The organism is Frigoribacterium sp. CFBP 8766, assembly GCF_014841435.1.
Classification (GTDB): Bacteria; Actinomycetota; Actinomycetes; order Actinomycetales; family Microbacteriaceae; genus Frigoribacterium.
Genome location: NZ_JACYTX010000004.1, coordinates 128,067 through 147,451 on the forward strand (window position 1 = coordinate 128,067; position 19,385 = coordinate 147,451).

Below are 19,385 nucleotides of genomic sequence, written 5' to 3' on the forward strand. Positions count from 1 at the left end.
ACACTGTCGCGCGGCGCACGTCCTCGCTGCCGAGGGTCGGCGGCCCGCTGGGGACGGCCGTGGTTCGTCGGCGGGCTGAGGAGGGATCGCCGACCCGACATCCCCGTGGGGCCGTGCTGTCGACGAGTCAGGTCCCGGCGCCCGTCCGACCCCGGCTCGGCGCGCCGTGACCCGGTGACCGACAGCGTGTCCTGATCCGTCGACCGCACCCCCACCGCACCCCGACCGCACCCCGACCGCACGCCGACCGCACCCCGGCGGCGACGGCATCCGAGGGGCGCGCGAGGGGCGCTCACGCGCCCCCGGCGCTCTCGGCGCCCTTGACTCCCCGTCGAGCCGGTTCCTAGGGTGGAAGGGCGCGGTCACGGGAGACCAGCGGCCGTCGCGCACGATCGACACGTCGAGGAGGACGCATGCAGATCGACCGCAGGGGGCTGCTCGCGGGGGCGGCGGGACTGGCAGGAGTCGCGGCGCTCGCGGGCTGCGCACCCCGCGCCGAGCGGACCGAGATCGGCGACTGGCCGACCGAGGTGGGCGACGAGCCCGTCACGATCGACTGGTGGAGCGCCAACATCGCCACCAACGAGGGCGGCGACCTCCGCCCTCGCTTGATCGAGGAGTTCAACAAGCAGTACCCGAACGTTCGGATCAACCTCGTCGCGGCGCCTGCCGACACCGACACGAACCGCACGACCCTGACCACCCAGATCGCGGCCGGCTCGCAGAGCCCCGACGTCATCCACGGCGACATCGCCTGGCCCGGCCAGTTCGCCGAGAACTCCCTCGCCACGCCCCTCAGCACGCTCGTCCCGGACGACTTCTGGGACCAGTACCCCGAGGGCCTCCGCTCCGCCGCGAGCGTCGACGGCGAGTACTACATGTTCCCCGTCTACATCGACAACTCGTTCCTGGTCTACCGGCAGGACCTCCTCGACAAGCACGGCTTCCAGGTGCCGGGGTCGTGGGAGGAGGTGGTCGAGACGAGCAAGGCGCTGATCGACACGGGCGACGTCGACTACGGCTTCGTCTTCCAGGGCAACGTCTACGAGGGCATGACGTGCAACGCGGTCGAGTTCGTGGCCGACGCCGGCGGCCGCTTCACCGACGAGGACGTGACCGAGTCCACGGCGACGAGCTCGGAGGCGCGACGCGGGCTGGAGTTCATGGCCTCGCTGGTCTCCGAGGGCGTGACGCCCCGCGCCTCCTTGACGTACATCGAGCAGGCGAGCCTGGACGCCTTCACGACGGGGCGGGCGGCGTTCCTCCGCAACTGGTCGTACGCGTACGACACCGCGAACAGCCCCGACGCCTCGAGCGTCGCGGGCAAGATCGGCATCCGGTCGCGGCCCGGGTTCGACGGCACGGACGAGACGCACACGACGATCGGCGGCTGGGGCAGCTACATCAACCCGCACACCGCGAAGCCGGCCGCGGCCCTGGCGTGGGCGCGGTGGCTGGCCGACGAGGACGCGCAACAGCTGATCGTGCGCGAGGGCGGCGTGATCCCGGCGCGGACCGCGTCGCTGACGAGCCCCGACGCGAAGGCCGCGGCCAAGCCGCAGTACGAGATCGCGGCCGACTACACGCTCGTGCCGAGGCCGACCGCGACCGCCTTCTACCCGAAGGTCTCGCAGGGCATCTACGTCAACGCGAACTCGATCGCCGCCGGGCAGTCGGCCGTCGAGACGGGCACGAGCCGGATGCAGCGGCAGATGGACGTGGCGCTCGCCGGGCAGGCCCTGTGATGAGCGTTCAGGAGGAGACGACGACGCCCCGCCAGGACACCGCCCTCTCGACGACCACGGGGCCGCCGACGCCTGAACGCTCAGCGCGCACCTCGCTGGCGCACACCCGCAACCGTGCCGCGTGGCTCTTCGCCAGCCCGGCCCTGCTCGTCATCCTGCTGGTGACCGTGTTCCCGGTGATCTACTCGGTCGTGCTCAGCTTCGCGCGGGTCACGATCGACTACGACGGGTTCCAGGTCGAGGAGTACACGCTCGCCAACTACGGCGCCCTGCTGCAGAGCCAGGACTGGTACCGCGCCCTCGGCTTCACGATCCTCTACACGGTCGTCACGGTGACGATCGAGCTCGTGCTCGGCATGCTGTCGGCACTCGTGCTCGAGCGGCTCGGCGTGACGCGGGGCTGGATGCTCGCCCTGCTGCTGATCCCGTGGTCGCTCGTCACCATCGTCTCCGCGCAGCTCTGGAAGTACATCTACGACTCGACCTACGGCATCGCCACGTGGGGGATCGCCCTGGTCACGGACAGCCCGCCCGTGATCCTCGGCGAACCGGTCAGCGCCGCGGCCGCCCTCATGGTCGCCGACATCTGGAAGACCACGCCGTTCGTCGCGATCATCCTGCTCGCGGGGCTCGTGATGATCCCCGACGAGCAGTACGAGGCCGCCGAGCTCGACGGCTCGAGCGCGTGGTCGACCTTCTGGCGCGTCGTGATGCCGCAGCTGCTGCCGACGTTCACGATCGCCGTGCTGTTCCGCGTGCTGCAGGCGTTCGGCGTCTTCGACCTGCCGTTCGTCCTCACCCAGGGAGGCCCCGGCACCTCGACCCAGACCCTCGCGATCATGGGCTACAAGGTGCTCTTCCAGGACATCAACATCGGCCCGGGAGCCGCGATCGCCACGTCGACCGCCCTGATCGTCGGCCTCGGCTGCTTGCTGTTCCTCAGGGCGTTCCGCAACCAGGCGAAGGGAGTCGACTGATGGCTCGCACCAAGATCCGCCGCGGCTGGCGCCGCTGGGTCAACGTGGTCAACATCGGCGGCGTGCTCATCGCCCTCGTGACGGCGATCCCGCTCTACTGGCTCGTGGTGTCGTCGTTCAAGACGGCTCCCGAGGTCGCGGCGTCGCCTCCCACGGTCGTCCCCCAGACCTGGACGCTCGAGAACTACGTCACCGCGTTCGTCTCGAACGACCTCGCGGTCTACATGCTCAACAGCGTGATCGTGGCCGTCAGCACCACGGTGCTCGTCCTCGGGCTCGCGCTCTTCGCGGGCTACGCGCTCACCGGCCGCAAGCTCAAGGGCGGCACCACGATCATGACGACCCTCCTGATGCTGTCCGTGTTCCCCGCGATCGCGGTCCTGACGCCGATCTACCTGATCGAGCGGCAGCTCGGCCTACTCAACAGCTACCCCGGCCTGATCATCCCGTATGTCGCGTTCAACCTGCCCTTCGCCATCTGGATCATGCGCAACTACCTCGCCGGCATCCCCACCACCATCGAGGAGGCGAGCGAGATCGACGGCGCCTCGCCCCTCCGCACCGTGTTCTCCGTCATCCTGCCCATGTCGAAGCCGGGCCTCTTCACGGTCGGCGTCTTCACCTTCACCGCCTCGTGGAGCGAGTTCCTCATGGCGCTCACCTTCAACAGCGAGACGTCGTTCCGCACGATCCCGGTCGGCATCGCGCTCTTCGGCACGCAGTTCACCGTGCCGTACGGGGCGATCTTCGCGGCGTCGGTCTCGGCGACCGTGCCCATCGTGATCCTGGTGCTGATCTTCCGCCGCTCGATCGTCTCCGGGCTGACCTCGGGGGCGGTCAAGGGCTGAGACGAGGAGGCGCGGGCCCGGTCGCGTCGAGGACTCAGGCACCCGAGGCGGTCGGCGTCGCAGGGCCGGCCCCGAGGCCGGTGCGTCGTCGTCGTCGCCTGAGTCCTCGACGGCTGTGCGCCCGCTGGCGCCGCCGTGCCTGCGCTGCCCTGCCCCGCCCGGCCCCGGGCGCCTCCCCGGCACATCGGTAGGTTGGGCCGATGAACGACATCGCCGTGACCGTCCTCCCCGCCCGTGACTCGTCCGGAGGGGGCGGCGACGCCTGGGGCGTCGACCCTGCGATGCGCGCCGTCGAGGCGACCGGCGCCAGGGCGGTCGCGCTCGGCGACGAGACACGCATGATCGTGGTCGGCGGCCGCGTCGACCAGGCCGAGCTCCGACGGGCGATCGACGAGCACCCCGCCGTCTCGGTCGTGCAGCTGCCGAGCGCGGGCGTGGACTCGTACGTCGAGACCATGAGGGCCACCCGCCGCGACGGGCTCGTCTTCACCAGCGCGAAGGGCGCCTACAGCGCGCCGGTGGCCGAGCACGCGCTCGCGCTGACCTTGGCGACCCTGCGTTCGCTGCCCCTCCGAGCCCGTGCGGTCTCCTGGGAGCAGGAGCAGCGCGGCATCTCGCTGAACGGGGCGCGTGTGCTGATCATCGGTGCGGGCGGCATCGGCACCGAGCTGCTGAGGCTGCTGGGGGTGTTCGACGTCGAGGTGACGATGGTCGTGCGGACGCCTCGCGAGGTCCCGGGTGCCGTGCGCACCATCACGTCCGAGCGTCTCGCCGAGGTGCTGCCCGACATGGACGTCGTCGTGGTCGCGGCGGCCCTCACCGACGGCACGGCCAAGATCGTGGGCCGGGCCGAGCTCGAGGCCATGAAGCCGACGGCCGTGCTCGTGAACATCGCCCGAGGGCCCCTCGTCGACACCGACGCGCTGGTGGCGGCGCTCGCCGCGGGCGAGATCGGCGGAGCCGGCCTCGACGTGGTCGACCCCGAGCCGCTGCCCGGCGGGCACCCTCTCTGGGACGAGCCTCGGGCGCTGATCACCCCGCACCAGGCGAACACGAACGCGATGACCGAGCCGCTGTTCCAGGCCCGGGTCGAGGAGAACATCCGGGCGCTCGCCGACGGCGGACAGCCCGTCGGCGTCGTGGACGTCGACGCCGGGTACTGACCCCTGCTCGCAGGGCCGCGGGCCCGCGGCCTGCCGCCCCGCCGGGAGCGACCCCGTCGAGGGATCAGGAGGCGGACACGTCGACGGCGTCGGCGTGCAGGTGAGCACGGGCCGTCCGGCCCCAGCCGCCTGAATGCTCGACGTCTCGGTCCGCGTACCGTCGCCCCCATGCGCCGTCCCCGTCCCGTTCTGCCCGCTCTCGGCCGGCACCGCCCGCCGCGCGCCCCCGACGACCGTTTCCGCGGCCGCATCGCGGGCTTCGGCACGGCCTCCGGGACCCGTGTCGTCATCGGCATGTGGGACGAGTCGCCGCTCGGCCGCTTCGCCGACGTGATGATCGAGGACGCGGCTGGCCACCGCCTCCTGTTGGCGCCGTCGGACGAGGTCGCCGAGTACGTCTCGTCGACCTACTCGTTCGACGAGGTGCGGGTCGTCCCGGTCGCCCGGCGCCGGGTCGACGGCGGCATCGCCGTGACGGCGGGCGACCTCGAGGTGACGCTCGCCGTCGGGCCGATCTCGTGGCTCGGCGTGCTGCTGCGGCTGGTCCCGCGCGGCCTCGCGACCCGGCCGGCGTGGCTCACCCTCGTCGACCCCGTCGCCCGCGTGCTCGTCCGCGGCGCCCGCACGGCCGGCACCGCGGGCGGAGGCCGCCGCGAGTACTACGGCGTCACGCTGGTGCGCGACCTCGCCGCCGTCACGGCCGTCCGCGACGGCGTCGACCTCGGCTCGATCGCGCCGCTGTCGCCGCCCGTGCGCTTCGGGTTCGGCTCGGCGCCCGCGCGGCCCAGCCTGGTCGACGTCGTGAGCACGATCCGCCGCCCTGCCTGAGCCGAGGAGGCGTGCGGCGGCCCCGCGACGACGCGCGCTGCCTGGATGGAGGCGGCGCGCGGCACCCCCGCGACGATGCGCGCGGCGAGGGCCGGGCCGCGTCCCGCAGCGGTACCCGGGAATATCCCGTGCCTCCTGCAGGTCGTCCTCCGTGCACGTGCATGACGCGTCACCTACCCGCTGCACCCACCGCACCCCTTCACCAAGGAGACCCCATGACCACCGTCCTCGTCCTCGTCGGCAGCCTGCGCGCCGGATCCACCAACAAGCAGATCGCCGAGACCGCGGTGCTGAACGCCCCTGAGGGCGTCACCCTGAGCGTCTACGACGGCATCGCGCATCTGCCGTTCTACAACGAGGACATCGACGTGGACGGTGCCCGTCCGGAGGCGGCCGTGGCGTTCCGCAGCGCCCTCAGCGGCGCCGACGCCCTGCTCGTCGTCACGCCCGAGCACAACGGCACCATCCCGGCCGTCCTCAAGAACGCGATCGACTGGGCCTCGCGTCCCTACGGCGAGAGCCAGATCTCGGGCAAGCCGGTCGCGGTCATCGGCAGCGCGTTCGGCCAGTTCGGCGGCGTGTGGGCGCAGGACGAGACCCGCAAGTCGTTCGGCATCGCCGGTGCGAAGGTCCTCGAGGACGTGACCCTGGCCATCCCCGGCTCGGTCGTCCGCTTCGCCGAGGTGCACCCCAAGGACGACGCCGAGGTCGTCGCGAAGCTCGCCGAGGTCGTGTCCGCGGTCGTGGCGTCGACGCGCAGCGACGCCGCGTAGTCGACTCCTCGCGAGCGTCGTCGCGGGCGCGACGAGCCAGCAGGAGGCGGGCGAGACCCTCGCGGTCTCGCCCGCTTTCCCACGCGGTCGCCCGACACCCCGAATTCGGCGTCCCGAAGTTGTCTGATCAGGTCTTTTCTGGCGTCACGGCCGCCTCCGGCGTGCCAAGATCGACAGGTTCCGGGGCGACGACGCCCGCCGTCGCCGCCACCGAAAGGACCCGTCGTGAGCTTCTGGGCCCTCCTCTTCATCGCCCTCGGCGTCTCTGCCGACGCCTTCGCCGTCGCGCTGGGCAAGGGTCTGCACATGCGCCAGTTCTCGGTGCGCGGGGCCGCGGTCATCGCCGTGACGTTCGGTCTCTTCCAGGCGGCGATGCCCCTCGCGGGCTGGCTGCTCGGCACCGCCTTCGCGAGCTACATCGCCGACTTCGACCACTGGATCGCCTTCGGGCTCCTCGCCCTCATCGGCGCGAAGATGCTCTGGGAGGCCTTCACGAAGGGCGCGGACGACGACGAGGACGTCGACCGGATCTCCACCCGCGAACTGCTGCTGCTCGCGGTGGCCACGAGCATCGACGCCCTCGCCGTCGGCGTGACCCTCGCGTTCCTGCCGGTGTCCATCGGCTGGGCCGTGCTCCTGATCGGCGTGACGACGACCGTCCTCACCTTCGTCGGCGTGCTCGTCGGCCACCGCGTCGGAGCGCGCTTCGGCAAGCCGGCCGAGATCGCGGGCGGCGTCGTCCTGATCCTCATCGGCACGAGCATCCTGCTCGAGCACCTCGGAGTGCTGGCCTAGCCAGGCCACGCACTCGGGTCAGTGGCCTGTGACCCGGATGACGGGGCGCGGGCCCGGATCATCGGGCTGCGGACCGCGACGTCGGGGACGACAGGAGGCGCGGTGCCTGTCGCACCGCGCCTCCTCGTGTCCCGCAGCCTGCGTCAGCGGCGGCCGAGCCGGCGCTCTCCGCCGGCGCCCAGCGCGTAGGGGAGGCCGTAGTGGGCGAAGACGTCCGCCTCCTGCGAGGCCTCGAGCTCGCCGTCGGTGTCGATGGACGGCGCGTCCTTGACGAGCTTCTTGTCGAACTGGACCTTGAGGTGCTTCGGGGCGACGACCGCGCCGTCGAGGGGCACGAAGATGAGCTTCTTGCCCACGAGGCCGGTCTGGACCGTCGCGAAGGACGGGCTGTCCGACGACGTGTCGAAGTAGACGCTCTCGAGCTGTCCGATCTTGTCGCCGCTCGGGTCGACGACCGGCAGGCCGATCCAGTCGCGCAGGTTCTCCGCTTCGAACATGACATCCCTCTCTGCTGCACGGATCAGGGCCGGCACGCGTGTGGTCGACGGTAGTAGCCCGGCGTGCGCACGGGCCGGGCAGTGAGCTCGGGCGAGGCAGTGCGCTCGGGCCGGGCAGTGCGCTCGGGCCGGGCAGTGCGCGCGGGCCGGGCAGTGCGCGCGGGCCGGGCAGTGCGCGCGGGCGTGCCGTGCCGGCCCGTGCGGCTCCTGTCCGCGCCGCGGCGTCGAGGACTCAGGCGTGCGCGTCGCGACCGGCCTCGTCGGCAGGCGCCTGGCACGATGGCGGCATGTCCGACCTGAGTCCTCGACGCGACCCTGCGTCGACGCCCGTCCTGCTCGTCGTCGACGTCGCCGACGGCGGCCGCGACGACCCCGCCTTCGAGGCCGAGCTTCAGCGCCTCACCGCCAGCGTCGTCGCGGCGGCGACCTCCGTCGGCTTCGTCGTCGACCGCGTGCCGGCGGCGCAGACGCCCCAGGCCGAGCTCGACGAGCGCCTGGCGGCGGCGGACGCGGTCATCGTCACCGGGGGAGAGGACGTCGACCCGTCGTTCTACGGCGGCGACCCCCGCGAGCCGCACCTCGGCCAGACGTTCCCCGCGGCGGACCGGGCCCAGGTCGCGATCGTCCGTCGCGCCGTCGACGAACGCACCCCGCTCGTCGGCATCTGCCGGGGCATGCAGCTCGTCAACGTCGCCCTCGGCGGCGACCTTGTGCAGCACCTCCACGACGGCGGACACGTCGGGGGCGACACCGCCGACAGCATGGTCGACCACCGCGTGCTCGTCGAGCCCGGCAGCGAGCTGGCGAGGGCGCTCGGCGCGACGGAGCTCGACGTACGGAGCTCGCACCACCAGGCCGTCGGCCGGGTCGCCCCGGGCCTCAGGGTCGTCGCCCGCGCCGACGACGGCACGATCGAGGCGGTCGAGCACGAGGAGGCGCCCGTCTGGTGCGTCCAGTGGCACCCGGAGGACGCGGGGTCGCGCGGCACCGTGCTCACCGACCTGCTGGAGGCGGCGCTGGGCGCTCGCCGCGCCTCCTGAGGCTGTCACAGCGGGGCGGCGACCTGTCGACCAGGGCGGCGACGGTGCTGCGCCGGCCGCAAAACCGAATGTCGTTCTGGATCTTGCGGAGGGGCCGGGGGGCCGTGCGACACTGGACGGACGCCCTCGTCGTGGAGTGGCCCATCCCCGAACGCCCGCCCCTCCGCCGCGACGTGCGCGCTCCGCCTCCCGACACCGCCCGCGTCATCACGCCGGGTCCTGTCGGCTGAGTGGTCCCTCGACGAGCTGATCGTCGTGCGCGCCCGGCCGGCCCGTCCAGGAAGGCCTGACCGTGCCCCAGAACTCCCCGCGTCCCGACGACACCCGCACCGGCTCCGTGGCCCTCGCCCCCGAGCCCGACACGCAGAGCCCGACCCCGACCTCGACCTACACGGGCTCCATGCGGGTGAGCGGCATCGACACCCCCGGCCCCCGTCCGACCCACGGCCACGACGGCACGCCGCACGTCCTCACCCCGTCGGCGATCGTCGGCATCGCCGTGCTCGGGCTGGCCACCTTCTTCGCGATCACGACCGAGCTGATGCCCGTGGGCCTGCTGTCGACGATGAGCGAGGACCTCGGGGTCACCGAGTCCCGCATGGGCGTCGTCATCACGGTCTACGCCCTCGCGGTCGCCCTGCTCGCGCTGCCGCTGACGTGGGCGACGGCGCGCGTGCCGCGGAAGGCCGTCCTCGTCGCGACCCTCGGCGGCTACACCGCGTCGAACCTGATCGTGGCGCTCGCCCCGAACTTCGAGACGGTCTGCGTGGGACGCGTCGTGGGCGGCGTCGCCCACGCCCTCTTCTTCTCGGTGGCCTCGGCGTACGCCACGCGCATCGTCCCGCCCCGGCTCGCGGGCCGCGCCATCGCGTTCGTCTACTCGGGCAGCTCGCTCGGGTTCGTGCTCGGCGTGCCCCTGGCCACGGCCGTCGGCGACCACCTCGGCTGGCGCTCCGCGGTCTTCGCCGTGGCGGTCGCCTCCGCCGTCCTCGCCGTCGTGGCGCTGGCGTTCCTGCCCGCGGTCCGGGGCGAGTCGTCGCCGCACCTCGGCTCGGTCGCGGCCTGGGCTCGTTCCGGTCTGCTCGCCGTCGTCGTCGCCGACCTCCTCCTGTTCGCCGGGCACTACGTCGTCTACACCTACGTCGGCCCGTACCTGATGACGGCGGGACTAGGCGACGACGCGGTCGCACCGGCCCTCCTCGTGCTCGGCGTCACGGGCATCGTGGGGCTGCTCACCGCCGGGGCCTTCGTCGACCGGGCGCCGCGACAGACGCTCATCGCCGCCGTGGCCGTCATGGCCCTGGCCCTCGCCGCCCTGCCCCTCGTCCACGGCTCGCTCGTCGGCACCTTCGTGGTCGCCGGGCTCTGGGTCGCGGCGAACGGCACCACCGGGACCTTGTTCATGGCGGCGGCGATCCGCACCGGAGGCGTCAGCCCGGACATCGCCGGAGCTCTCGTCAACGCAGGCTCCAACGTCGGCATCGCGGGCGGGGCCGCGCTCGGAGCACAGGTGCTCAGCACGGCCGGGCTCGGCCTCGGCGCGCTGCCGTTCGTCGCCGCGGTCGTGGTCGGGGCGAGCCTCGTGGTCGTCGTCCTCGGCCGCCGGGGCTTCCCGGTCTCGGGACACACGCAGTCGACCCTGTCGACGTCGAGCCTCCGCACCATCACCTCGTCCGTGTCGGTCGTGACGGCGTCCATCGCGACCGTGCAGGCCCGCACGGGCTCGGTGCCGACCGGGCCCGCGGTGCGCGGCGGGCGTCGGAGCAGCTAGCCCCGGTCGGGGTCCGTCGGTCGCCTGCCGTCGCCTCCCGTGCTCGGCGCCACCGCGGCACGGGTGCCGTGTCGAGGACTCAGGCAGCGGCGCCCTCGAGCGTGCCCGATCGGCGGCGCGCACGACGCGCACGGCGTCCTCTCCTGAAGGATCGACGCGGTCGACGCGGTCGACACGGTCGACACGGTCGAGCGGGGCGGCCCTCGTGTCGAGGACTCAGGCGTCGACGTCCTCGACGGGCTCAGACCGGTGGCACGCGCGTCCTCGGCGTCGCCGCCTCCTGATCGCTCGACACAGTGGAGCGCGAAGGACGCCCGCGGCGCGGGGTCAGCCCCCGGCGAGCCCGTTCTCGTAGGCGAAGATCACCGCGTGCACCCGGTCGCGCACGTCGAGCTTGGCCAGCACCCGTCCGACGTGCGTCTTGACGGTCGACTCGGAGAGGAAGAGCTCCCGGGCGATCTCCGAGTTGCTGAGCCCCCGTCCGATGGCGACGAGCACCTCGCGCTCGCGCTCGGAGAGCAGGTCGATCGAGGAGGCGCGACGCACGCCCGCAGGATCGGGCAGCCGCCCCCGGTACAGGTCGATCATCGCGCGGGTGACGCGCGGCGACACGATGGCGTCGCCCGCCGCCACGGTGCGGATCGCGGCGACCAGCTCGGCCGGGGGAGCGTCCTTGAGGAGGAAGCCGCTCGCGCCCGCGTTCAGGCCGCCGAAGGCGTACTCGTCGAGGTCGAACGTCGTCAGCACGAGCACGCGCGCCTCCGGGCGCGCCGCGACGATGCGGCGGGTGGACTCGATCCCGTCGAGGGCGGGCATGCGGACGTCCATCAGGACGACGTCCGGCCGCAGCTCCGCGTCGCGCTCGACCGCGGAGAGGCCGTCGGCGGCCTCGCCCACGATCCGGAGGCCAGGCTGGGCGCCGAGCACCATGGCCATGCCGGCGCGGAGCAGGGCCTGGTCGTCGACGAGCATGACGGTGATGTCGGTCACGGTGCCTCCTCGGGCAGCGGGTCGGCGTCGGGCGAAGTAGGGGTCGAGGTCGAGGTCGCGCGCGCGGCGGGCCGAGCGTGCGGCTCGGGGCGGAGCTGGGCGCTCGCCCCGGGTGACGACTGGGCACCGGCGCCGCCGCCGGGTCCCGGCAGGGCGAGCCGCAGCCGCCACCCGCGCCCGCCCAGCTCCGGGCGCGGGCCGGCCTCGAGGGTTCCCCCGTACAGGGCGGCGCGCTCGCGGAGCCCGACGAGCCCGCGCTCCGTCCCGACCGAGGCGGCAGGGGCGGTGCCCGCGCCGTCGTCGACGACCTCGACGGTGACCCCGCCGAGCCCCAGCCCGAGCGCGTCGACGCTGCCGCTGCCGCTGCCGCTGCCGCTGCCGCTGCCGCTGCTGCTGCCGCTGCCGGCACCGGCTCCCCGACCTTCGGCACCGCGCAGGACCACCGCGACCCGCGTCGGCCGCTCGGCGTACCTCAGAGAGTTCGTCAGCCCCTCCTGCACCGTCCTGTACAGGACCACCTGCAGGGCAGGAGCCGTCGGCAGCTCGCCCACGCGGGTGAGCGCGACGGGCAGGCCGGCCGTGCGGTAGGTCTCGACGAGGTCGTCGAGCCCGTCGAGCCCCGGCTGGGGAGCGAGCGCCGCGTCGTCGGCGTCGTCGTGCAGCACGCCGAGCAGTCGGCGCATGTCGGCCAGCGCCTCCCGTCCGACGACGCCGATCTGCCGCACGGCGTCGCGGCTGCGCGCCGGGTCGACCTCGGCGACGGCGTCGGCCCCGTCGGAGAGGCTGATCATCACGGACATGCCGTGGGCGACGACGTCGTGGAGCTCGCGGGCGATCCGCGCGCGCTCTGCGCCCGCGGCGAGGCGCGCCTCCTGGTCACGGTCGCGTTCGAGCTGTGCGGCCCGGTCGATCAGGGCGGCGAGGTACTGGCGTCGACTCCGCACGTTGAGCCCGACGAGCACGACCACGACGATGCCGAAGGCCGCCACCAGGGGGGCCTCGACGCTCGGGACGACCGTCCCCGCGAGAGCGAGCGACCCCACGACGGCGGCCGAGGAGACCCAGGCCCACCGCGCCCCGCGCTGGACCGCCACCGAGTAGAGCCCGATCAGCAGCGCCCACGGCAGGCTGATCTGGTCGAGGGCGTTCTGTGCGACGAGGGAGACCAGGGCGACGGCCGTCACGACGACGGGCGCCCTGCGGCGCAGCAGGAGGCTCGCGTAGGAGACCGCCCAGAGCACGTACCAGGGCCACGGGGCTGGCAGCACCACGACCCACGTGTCGATCTTGGCGGTGCCGCTGATGAACGCCACAGCGCCCGCCGTGAGGGCGAGCACGACGTCGGCGGCCAGCGGGTGCTCCGCGATGCGTCGTCGGATCAGCCCCGGGGGCCGCGGCGGCCCCGCGTCGGAGCCCCCGTCCGGCAGGCCGCCGGCGGGGGCTCCTCCGACCCCGGCGCGGGGCGGCCTCGGGGCCGACCCGGACGAGGAGGCGCGGCGGACGCGCATCTCAGACGTCGCGTCGCGCGGTGGCCCACGCCGCGGCCGCGGTCGGCACGACGAGCCAGGCGGCGAGCACGCCCACGTCGCGGCCCAGGTCGGCGACGGGCTCGGTGCCGGAGAAGAGCTGGCTCATGGTCGTCTCAGCGTACGTGAGGAGCAGGACGGACCAGTCGGATCCCTGGCCGGCGGTCAGCAGGATCACCGCGACGGGCAGCACGAGCAGCACACCGAGGACGATGGCGATCGCCCCGGCCGAGCTCCGGACGAGGGTGGCGACCATCACGGTGAACACGGTGAGCACGGCCAGCCACGCCGGCGCGGCGCCGACCGCCTGGAGCACGGCGGGGTCGACGAGCGAGGTGCGCAGGCCCGTGCTCCAGAGCAGCACGCTCGACGCGGCCCACGCCGCGACCGACGAGGCCACCGAGAGCACGACGGCGGCCCCTGCCGCGACGAGGGTCTTCGCCGCGAGCACGGGCAGCCGCCGGGGCACGGCGGAGTAGGTGGTCCGCTTCTGGCCGGTCGCGAACTCCTGGGTGACGAAGAGCACGACGAGCACGGCGACGAAGAGCTCGCCGACCGTCGTCGCCGGCGCCATCGTGCGGAGGGTGGTCGCCACCCCGCCCGCCAGCGCGCCGGCAGGGTCGGAGGCGTCGGTGAGGGCGACGGCGGCGCTCGCCGCGGCGGACAGGACGACGGTCAGCGCCGCGATCAGCCAGGTCGAGCGGACGCTCGTCAGCTTGGTCCGCTCCGACCAGGCGACGCGGGCGAAGGTCAGGCGCGGTGCGCGCTCGAGCGGGCTGAGCAGGGGTGCGGTGGTGGTCACGAGGTGTCTCCGATCGGGAGGAAGTGCGAGGAGGGAGGAAGAGAAGGGGGAGGAGGAGAGGACGAGGAGGAGCGGGCACGGAGCAGCCGCAGGTCGGAGCAGCGGGGCAGCGGAGCAGCGGGGCTCAGTCCCGTCGAGGACTCAGGAGGCGCCGGTCACGAGGCCCCGGCAGCCCCGGTCCCCGAGGCGCCCCCGGCGATCACGCCTGAGTCCTCGACCCGGACCGGTACTCGACCGAGTCGTCGGTCAGGCCGAAGAAGGCGTCCTCCAGCGACGTCTGCGTGGGCGTCAGCTCGAGCAGCAGCACGCCGGCCGGCGAGGCCGCCCGGGCGATCTGCTCCGCGGTGAGCCCCACGACCTCGAGCCGGTCCGCGGCGAGGCGCGTCACGGTGCCGCCGAGCGGTCGCAGGAGGGCCTCGAGGCGCTCGGCCGAGTCGGTCCGGACGGCGACCGTGCCGCCTCCCTGGCCGGCGAGCACGTCGGCGACGGAGGCGTCGGCGATGACCCGGCCCCGGCCCAGCACGACGAGGCGGTCGGCCGTCTGCGCCATCTCGCTCATCAGGTGGCTGGAGAGCAGCACGGCCCGGCCCTCGGCGGCGAGGGAGCGGCAGAGCTGCCGCACCCAGATGACGCCCTCGGGGTCGAGTCCGTTGACGGGCTCGTCGAGCACGAGCGTGTCGGGATCGCCGAGCAGGGCGGTCGCGATGCCGAGCCGCTGGCCCATGCCGAGCGAGAAGGTGCCGGCGCGTCGCCGGGCGACGGACTCGAGGCCGGCGAGGCCGATGACCTCGTCGACGCGGCGCTCGGGGATGCCGTGCGTCCGGGCGACGGTGCGGAGGTGGTCGCGGGCCGTGCGCCCGGGGTGGACGGCTCCGGCGTCGAGCAGGACCCCCACCTCCTGCAGGGGCGCCGGGCTGTCGGCGTAGTGGTTCCCGTTCACGGTGACCGTGCCCGACGTCGGCCGGTCGAGCCCGACGATCATGCGCATGGTGGTCGACTTGCCGGCGCCGTTCGGCCCGAGGAACCCGGTGACGGCCCCCGGAGCGACGGTGAACGAGACGTCGTCGACCGCGAGGGAGGCGCCGTGGCGCTTGGTGAGGTGGCTGGCTTCGATCATGGTCACGACGCTACGGAGAGCCGTGGCCGCCCTCGTCGGAGCCGGGTGCCGGCGTGGTGGTACCGCGGTACCACGCGTCGCGGGGCGTCACGGGTTCGGTCCGCGCCTCCGGCCTGTGGCAGTGTCGACCGGGTGACCGACGAGACCGCCCCGACGCCCGAGACCGCCCCGACGACCGCACCCACCGGGCCCACTGTCCCAGCACCCGACTCCGCAGCCCCGCCCGCAGCGAAGAAGAAGCTGATCCTCAACCTCTTCGAGATGAACTGCGTCGGCCACATCACGCACGGCCTCTGGCGGCTCCCCGGCAACCACCGCCGCGAGTACACCGACATCCGCTACTGGACCGAGCTCGCGCGGCTGGCCGAGCAGGGCGGCTTCGACGCCGTGTTCCTCGCCGACGTGCTCGGCACCTACGACGTCTACCGGGACAGCCCGGCGCCGGCCCTGCTCGAGGGGATCCAGGCGCCCGCGAACGACCCGATGCTCGTCGTGCCGGCGATGGCCGCGGTGACCGAGCACCTCGGCTTCGGCGTCACCGCGTCGACGAGCTACGAGCCTCCCTTCGCCTTCGCGCGCCGCATGTCGACGCTCGACCACCTGACGGGGGGCCGGGTCGGCTGGAACGTCGTCACGTCGTACCTCCCGTCGGCCGCGCGCAACTTCGGGCTCGACGACCAGATCCCGAAGGAGGAGCGCTACGCCCGGGCGGCCGAGTACCTGGACGTGCTCTACAAGCTCTGGGAGGGCTCGTGGGAGGACGACGCCGTCGTCGCCGACCCGACCGCCGACGGCCTCGCGCCCGGCTCGGGCGTGTACACCGACCCGTCGAAGGTGCACACGATCGACCACGACGGCCGCTTCTACAAGGTCGTCGGGCCGCACCTCAGCGAGCCGTCGCCCCAGCGCACCCCCGTGCTGTTCCTCGCGACCGCGTCGCCGACGGGCGTGGAGCAGGCCGCCCGCAACGCCGAGGTCGTCTTCACCGGCGGGCGTGCCGTGGCCCGCGTGGCCGAGGCCACCCGCGCGGCCGCCGTCGAGGCAGGCCGGGCTGCCGACGACGTCCGCTTCATCGTGCAGGCCGGCGTGATCACGGCCGAGACCGAGGAGGCGGTGGCCGAGAAGCTGGCCCTCTACAAGTCGTTCGCCAGCGAGCAGGGCGCGCTCGTGCACCGCAGCGTCCCCTTCGACGCGCCGTCGCACGACCCCGCGACGACCGTCCGCGAGGCCCTCGTGGCGGAGGGGCGCCTCGAGCACCCGGGGGCCGCCTCCTTGCCTCTCGACATCACGGTCGGCGAGCTGATCGCGAGCGTGGACGAGGCCTGGGGCGGCGCGTTCTTCGTCGCCGGGACGCCGACGGTCGTCGCCGACGAGATCGAGCGCTGGCTCGACGAGGAGGGGATCGACGGCATCAACCTGCGGCAGTACCACTCGTACGACACGCTGCGCGACTTCGTCGAGCTGGTCGTGCCCGAGCTGCGCCGTCGCGGCCGCGTGCGCGAGGCGTACGTGCCGGGCGAGACGCTGCGCGAGCGGTACACGGGGGGCGGGCCGCGCCTCCCGGCGTCGCACCCGGCGGCGGCGTACCGGCGCTGGGCGGCGCGTCGCCCGGACACCGTGAGTGCTGTCTAGGCGGTGCGGCGGACGCGGTAGCGCGCGGGCACCGAGGGCACGCGCAGCCAGGTGGTGCGACGGACGCCGTCCGACGAGGTCCACTCGACGAAGACGGTGCCGAGCTCGGCGAGGGCGCCGATCTCGATCGGCGTCGCGACGCCCATCGCCGAGCGGCGACGCAGGGCGTCGGATCGGCGGGCGACGCCGCCGGGCAGCTCGACGACGACGTCGCGGGGGGTCTGGCCGCCGACGCGGCGGAGCACGAGGCAGGCGCCGAGCGGCAGGGCCGGGTCGCTGCCGTCGTTCGGGACGTCGAGCCAGGTGAGGAAGAACGAGGGCGCACGGCGCAGCCGGACGACGCGTTCGGGGCGCACCCGGCGGTCGTGGCGGAGCTGCTGCGGAGCGGAGGCGCGGACGGCGTCGGTGCCGTGTGCGGTCGAGTCCATCGTGGTGTTCCCCTGGGTCGTGGTCGGTCGGCGGCGGTCTCCCGGGGCCTGTACCCAGCGAACCGCGTCCTGGCCCGGGGGACAACGGGGGACGCGGCCCCGGTCCGGGGGGTCGGCGGTCCCCAGTGAGGGGGACACGGCACCGGCACCGACTCGGCCCGCGCCGAGTGAGCGCTCACTAGACTGGACGACGCCACCGAGTCGAAGGAGTCTCATGCACAACTGGGCCGAGAACGTCGAGTACTCGACGACCGACCTGCGCACCCCCACCTCGGTCGACGAGCTGCGCGACGTGGTCGCCTCCAGCCGCCGGGTCAAGGCCATCGGCTCGCGGCACTCGTTCAACCGGGTGGCCGACACCGACGGGGTGCTCGTCTCGACCGAGGCGCTCGGGCTGCCGATCGAGCTCGACCAGGCCGCGGGCACGGTCCGCGTCGGGGCCGGCACGACGCACGCCGTCCTCGCTCGCGAGCTGCAGGCCCGGGGCCGAGCCCTGCCAAACCTCGCGTCGCTGCCGCACATCAGCGTGGCCGGCGCCGTCCAGACCGGCACGCACGGCTCCGGGGTGCGCAACCCCGCGCTCTCGGCGAGCGTCGCCGCGGTCGAGATCGTACGGGCCGACGGCTCGCTCGACGTCGTCCGCCGGGGCGACGACGCGTTCGGCGCCTCCGTCGTGGGTCTCGGCGCCCTCGGGATCGTCACCGCGCTGGTGCTCGACACCGTGCCGACCTTCGACGTCGTGCAGACCGTCCACCACGACCTCCCGTGGGAGGCGGCCCTCGGGAACTTCGACGCACTGATGGCGCACGCCTACAGCGTCAGCCTCTTCACGCGGTGGACCGGCGACGTCGTCGGCCAGGTGTGGGCGAAGGCGCGGGTCGGCGACGCCCCGCTCGCGACGCCGCTCGACCTCGTCGCGCTCGGCGCCCGCCCCGCCTCCGAGGCCGTGCACATGCTGCCCGACACGGCGGCCGACGCCGTCACCCCGCAGCTCGGCGTCCCCGGCCCGTGGCTCGACCGGCTGCCGCACTTCCGCGCCGAGTTCACGCCGAGCGCGGGGGAGGAGATCCAGAGCGAGTACCTCGTCCCCGCCGAGCACGCGCCGGCCGCCGTCGAGGCTCTCCGAGCGATCGGCGAGAGCCTGGCCGACGTGATCTTCGTCAGCGAGATCCGCAGCGTCGCCGCCGACGACGCCTGGCTCAGCCCGAGCGGCGGCCGCGACAGCATCGCGTTCCACTTCACCTGGCGGCGCGACACGGAGGCGGTGCTCGCGGTGCTCCCGAGCGTCGAGGAGGCGCTGGCCCCGTTCGACGCCCGCCCCCACTGGGGCAAGGTGGCCGGCCTCGACCACGGGGTGCTGCGTCGTCGCTACCCTCGACTCGACGACTTCGCGGCCCACGCCGCCGCCGTCGACCCCGAGGGCCGGTTCCGCAACGCGCACCTCGACCACACCGTCTTCGGAGGAGCCGCCCGTGCCTGAGACCACCACCACCACCGCCGTCACCGACCCGTCGACGCCTGCCGCCGTGCCCGTCAGCGGCATCCGAACGGTGCTCGAGCACGGCCCGTACCGGGCCGAGATCGCCGGGGTCGGTGCCACGCTGCGTTCGCTGACGCACGACGGTCGCGACCTCGTCGTCCCGTTCGGCGTCGACGAGGTGCGTCCGCTGTACCGTGGCGCGCTGCTCGCCCCGTGGCCCAACCGGGTCGTCGACGGCTCGTGGGACGACGACGGGGTCGAGCGCCAGCTGCCCCTCAACGAGATCGAGCGGGGCCACGCGCTGCACGGGCTGGTCCAGTGGGCGGACTGGGCGTCCGACCCGGCCGACGAGGCCGACGCGCACCGCACCTCCCTCGTGACCCAGCTCGCGCCGAGCGACGGCTACCCCTACCGCCTCGGGCTCCGGGCCGTGTACGAGCTCGGCGACGCCGGCCTCGTCACCACCGTCACGGCGACGAACGTCGGGCAGGGCACGGCTCCGTACGGCGTCGCGCCGCACCCGTACCTCGTCGCCGGCGAGGGCCGGGTCGACGACTGGTCGTTGCTGCTCCCCGCGGCGAGCTACCTCGAGGTCACCGAGGAGCGCCTCGTCCCCACCGGCGTGCACGGCGTCACCGAGCGCGAGGGCTTCGACTTCCGCGAGGCCCGCCCCGTCGGCGACCTGTTCGTCGACCACGCCTTCACCGAGATCGACGCGGACCCCGAGGGCCGCGCCACGGTCGAGGTCGTCGCCCGCGACGGCCGCGGCGTCGCGCTGTCGTGGGCCGTCTCCGAGCTGCCCTGGGTCCAGGTGCACACGGGCGACCGCCCCGAGCCCGAGCTCGACCGCCTCGGCCTCGCCGTCGAGCCGATGACCTGCCCGCCCGACGCCTTCACGAGCGGCGTCGACCTCGTCCGCCTCGCGCCGGGGGAGTCGCACACCGCGTCGTGGACCATCGCCGCGATGGCCTGA

General features: G+C 73.8%; 18 protein-coding genes. 12 read left to right on the forward strand and 6 right to left on the reverse strand.

Features of this window, described 5'->3' with window-relative positions:
• Window positions 1-413: 413 nt before the first annotated feature.
• From IFT90_RS13390 to IFT90_RS13420, 7 genes are all read left to right on the forward strand, one after another.
• Complete coding sequence (locus IFT90_RS13390; protein ID WP_133737953.1) at window positions 414-1,745, forward strand: extracellular solute-binding protein; 1,332 nt, start codon at window positions 414-416, stop codon at window positions 1,743-1,745.
• On the forward strand, window positions 1,745-2,722 hold the full coding sequence (locus IFT90_RS13395; RefSeq protein WP_192042716.1) for a carbohydrate ABC transporter permease: 978 nt from the start codon (window positions 1,745-1,747) through the stop codon (window positions 2,720-2,722). Before IFT90_RS13390 ends, IFT90_RS13395 begins: the two co-directional genes overlap by 1 nt.
• The gene (locus tag IFT90_RS13400) at window positions 2,722-3,570 is read left to right on the forward strand and encodes a carbohydrate ABC transporter permease (protein WP_123546807.1); all 849 of its coding nucleotides are present in this window, start codon (window positions 2,722-2,724) and stop codon (window positions 3,568-3,570) included. Before IFT90_RS13395 ends, IFT90_RS13400 begins: the two co-directional genes overlap by 1 nt.
• Window positions 3,571-3,770: 200 nt before the next feature.
• Window positions 3,771-4,733 (forward strand): D-isomer specific 2-hydroxyacid dehydrogenase family protein, encoded by a 963-nt coding sequence (locus IFT90_RS13405; RefSeq protein ID WP_244644967.1) that lies wholly within the window; start codon window positions 3,771-3,773, stop codon window positions 4,731-4,733.
• 168 nt (window positions 4,734-4,901) lie between these two features.
• Window positions 4,902-5,561 carry a hypothetical protein gene (locus tag IFT90_RS13410; protein WP_244644968.1) on the forward strand — a complete coding sequence of 220 codons (660 nt, stop codon included), beginning with the start codon at window positions 4,902-4,904 and terminating at the stop codon, window positions 5,559-5,561.
• Between the two features lie 215 nt (window positions 5,562-5,776).
• On the forward strand, window positions 5,777-6,334 hold the full coding sequence (locus IFT90_RS13415) for an NAD(P)H-dependent oxidoreductase (protein WP_192042717.1): 558 nt from the start codon (window positions 5,777-5,779) through the stop codon (window positions 6,332-6,334).
• Between the two features lie 225 nt (window positions 6,335-6,559).
• The gene (locus tag IFT90_RS13420) at window positions 6,560-7,129 is read left to right on the forward strand and encodes a manganese efflux pump (RefSeq protein ID WP_192042718.1); all 570 of its coding nucleotides are present in this window, start codon (window positions 6,560-6,562) and stop codon (window positions 7,127-7,129) included.
• Between the two features lie 143 nt (window positions 7,130-7,272).
• Here IFT90_RS13420 and IFT90_RS13425 read toward each other — a convergent pair whose 3' ends face one another.
• On the reverse strand, window positions 7,273-7,626 hold the full coding sequence (locus IFT90_RS13425; protein ID WP_192042719.1) for a PRC-barrel domain-containing protein: 354 nt from the start codon (window positions 7,624-7,626) through the stop codon (window positions 7,273-7,275).
• Between the two features lie 287 nt (window positions 7,627-7,913).
• Here IFT90_RS13425 and IFT90_RS13430 point away from each other — a divergent pair, with 287 nt between their 5' ends.
• Both IFT90_RS13430 and IFT90_RS13435 read left to right on the forward strand, forming a co-directional pair.
• On the forward strand, window positions 7,914-8,666 hold the full coding sequence (locus IFT90_RS13430) for a gamma-glutamyl-gamma-aminobutyrate hydrolase family protein (RefSeq protein WP_192042720.1): 753 nt from the start codon (window positions 7,914-7,916) through the stop codon (window positions 8,664-8,666).
• A 292-nt stretch (window positions 8,667-8,958) separates the two neighbouring features.
• Window positions 8,959-10,437, forward strand: coding sequence for an MFS transporter (locus IFT90_RS13435; RefSeq protein WP_192042721.1), 1,479 nt, complete (start codon window positions 8,959-8,961; stop codon window positions 10,435-10,437).
• Window positions 10,438-10,764: 327 nt separating this feature from the next.
• Here IFT90_RS13435 and IFT90_RS13440 read toward each other — a convergent pair whose 3' ends face one another.
• From IFT90_RS13440 to IFT90_RS13455, 4 genes are all read right to left on the reverse strand, one after another.
• On the reverse strand, window positions 10,765-11,409 hold the full coding sequence (locus tag IFT90_RS13440) for a response regulator transcription factor (protein WP_192042760.1): 645 nt from the start codon (window positions 11,407-11,409) through the stop codon (window positions 10,765-10,767).
• Between the two features lie 14 nt (window positions 11,410-11,423).
• Window positions 11,424-12,935 carry a sensor histidine kinase gene (locus IFT90_RS13445; protein WP_192042722.1) on the reverse strand — a complete coding sequence of 504 codons (1,512 nt, stop codon included), beginning with the start codon at window positions 12,933-12,935 and terminating at the stop codon, window positions 11,424-11,426.
• A 1-nt stretch (window position 12,936) separates the two neighbouring features.
• Window positions 12,937-13,755: a hypothetical protein gene (locus tag IFT90_RS13450; RefSeq protein WP_192042723.1), complete on the reverse strand. Its 819-nt coding sequence runs from the start codon at window positions 13,753-13,755 to the stop codon at window positions 12,937-12,939.
• A 199-nt stretch (window positions 13,756-13,954) separates the two neighbouring features.
• Window positions 13,955-14,872, reverse strand: a complete 918-nt coding sequence (locus tag IFT90_RS13455; RefSeq protein WP_192042724.1) for an ABC transporter ATP-binding protein — start codon at window positions 14,870-14,872, stop codon at window positions 13,955-13,957.
• Window positions 14,873-15,004: 132 nt separating this feature from the next.
• Between IFT90_RS13455 and IFT90_RS13460 the strand changes: the two genes are divergently transcribed.
• Window positions 15,005-16,504 carry an NtaA/DmoA family FMN-dependent monooxygenase gene (locus tag IFT90_RS13460; RefSeq protein WP_371812318.1) on the forward strand — a complete coding sequence of 500 codons (1,500 nt, stop codon included), beginning with the start codon at window positions 15,005-15,007 and terminating at the stop codon, window positions 16,502-16,504.
• Here IFT90_RS13460 and IFT90_RS13465 read toward each other — a convergent pair.
• Complete coding sequence (locus IFT90_RS13465) at window positions 16,501-16,932, reverse strand: hypothetical protein (RefSeq protein WP_192042725.1); 432 nt, start codon at window positions 16,930-16,932, stop codon at window positions 16,501-16,503. The two genes, IFT90_RS13460 and IFT90_RS13465, sit on opposite strands and share 4 nt — an antisense overlap.
• A gap of 214 nt (window positions 16,933-17,146) precedes the next feature.
• Here IFT90_RS13465 and IFT90_RS13470 point away from each other — a divergent pair, with 214 nt between their 5' ends.
• Both IFT90_RS13470 and IFT90_RS13475 read left to right on the forward strand, forming a co-directional pair.
• Entirely contained in the window at window positions 17,147-18,412 is a 1,266-nt protein-coding gene (locus tag IFT90_RS13470) for an FAD-binding protein (protein ID WP_192042726.1), read from the forward strand.
• The gene (locus IFT90_RS13475) at window positions 18,405-19,385 is read left to right on the forward strand and encodes an aldose 1-epimerase family protein (protein ID WP_371812319.1); all 981 of its coding nucleotides are present in this window, start codon (window positions 18,405-18,407) and stop codon (window positions 19,383-19,385) included. The genes IFT90_RS13470 and IFT90_RS13475 overlap by 8 nt, the downstream gene beginning before the upstream one ends.

Coding starts and splice junctions, on each gene's coding strand:
- IFT90_RS13430 (WP_192042720.1), top strand. CDS start 7,914: ATGTCCGACCTGAGTCCTCGACGCGACCCTGCGTCGACGCCCGTCCTG.
- IFT90_RS13455 (WP_192042724.1), bottom strand. CDS start 14,872: ATGATCGAAGCCAGCCACCTCACCAAGCGCCACGGCGCCTCCCTCGCG.
- IFT90_RS13425 (WP_192042719.1), bottom strand. CDS start 7,626: ATGTTCGAAGCGGAGAACCTGCGCGACTGGATCGGCCTGCCGGTCGTC.
- IFT90_RS13405 (WP_244644967.1), top strand. CDS start 3,771: ATGAACGACATCGCCGTGACCGTCCTCCCCGCCCGTGACTCGTCCGGA.
- IFT90_RS13400 (WP_123546807.1), top strand. CDS start 2,722: ATGGCTCGCACCAAGATCCGCCGCGGCTGGCGCCGCTGGGTCAACGTG.
- IFT90_RS13390 (WP_133737953.1), top strand. CDS start 414: ATGCAGATCGACCGCAGGGGGCTGCTCGCGGGGGCGGCGGGACTGGCA.
- IFT90_RS13395 (WP_192042716.1), top strand. CDS start 1,745: ATGAGCGTTCAGGAGGAGACGACGACGCCCCGCCAGGACACCGCCCTC.
- IFT90_RS13415 (WP_192042717.1), top strand. CDS start 5,777: ATGACCACCGTCCTCGTCCTCGTCGGCAGCCTGCGCGCCGGATCCACC.
- IFT90_RS13445 (WP_192042722.1), bottom strand. CDS start 12,935: ATGCGCGTCCGCCGCGCCTCCTCGTCCGGGTCGGCCCCGAGGCCGCCC.
- IFT90_RS13470 (WP_192042726.1), top strand. CDS start 17,147: ATGCACAACTGGGCCGAGAACGTCGAGTACTCGACGACCGACCTGCGC.
- IFT90_RS13440 (WP_192042760.1), bottom strand. CDS start 11,409: ATGCTCGTCGACGACCAGGCCCTGCTCCGCGCCGGCATGGCCATGGTG.
- IFT90_RS13410 (WP_244644968.1), top strand. CDS start 4,902: ATGCGCCGTCCCCGTCCCGTTCTGCCCGCTCTCGGCCGGCACCGCCCG.
- IFT90_RS13465 (WP_192042725.1), bottom strand. CDS start 16,932: ATGGACTCGACCGCACACGGCACCGACGCCGTCCGCGCCTCCGCTCCG.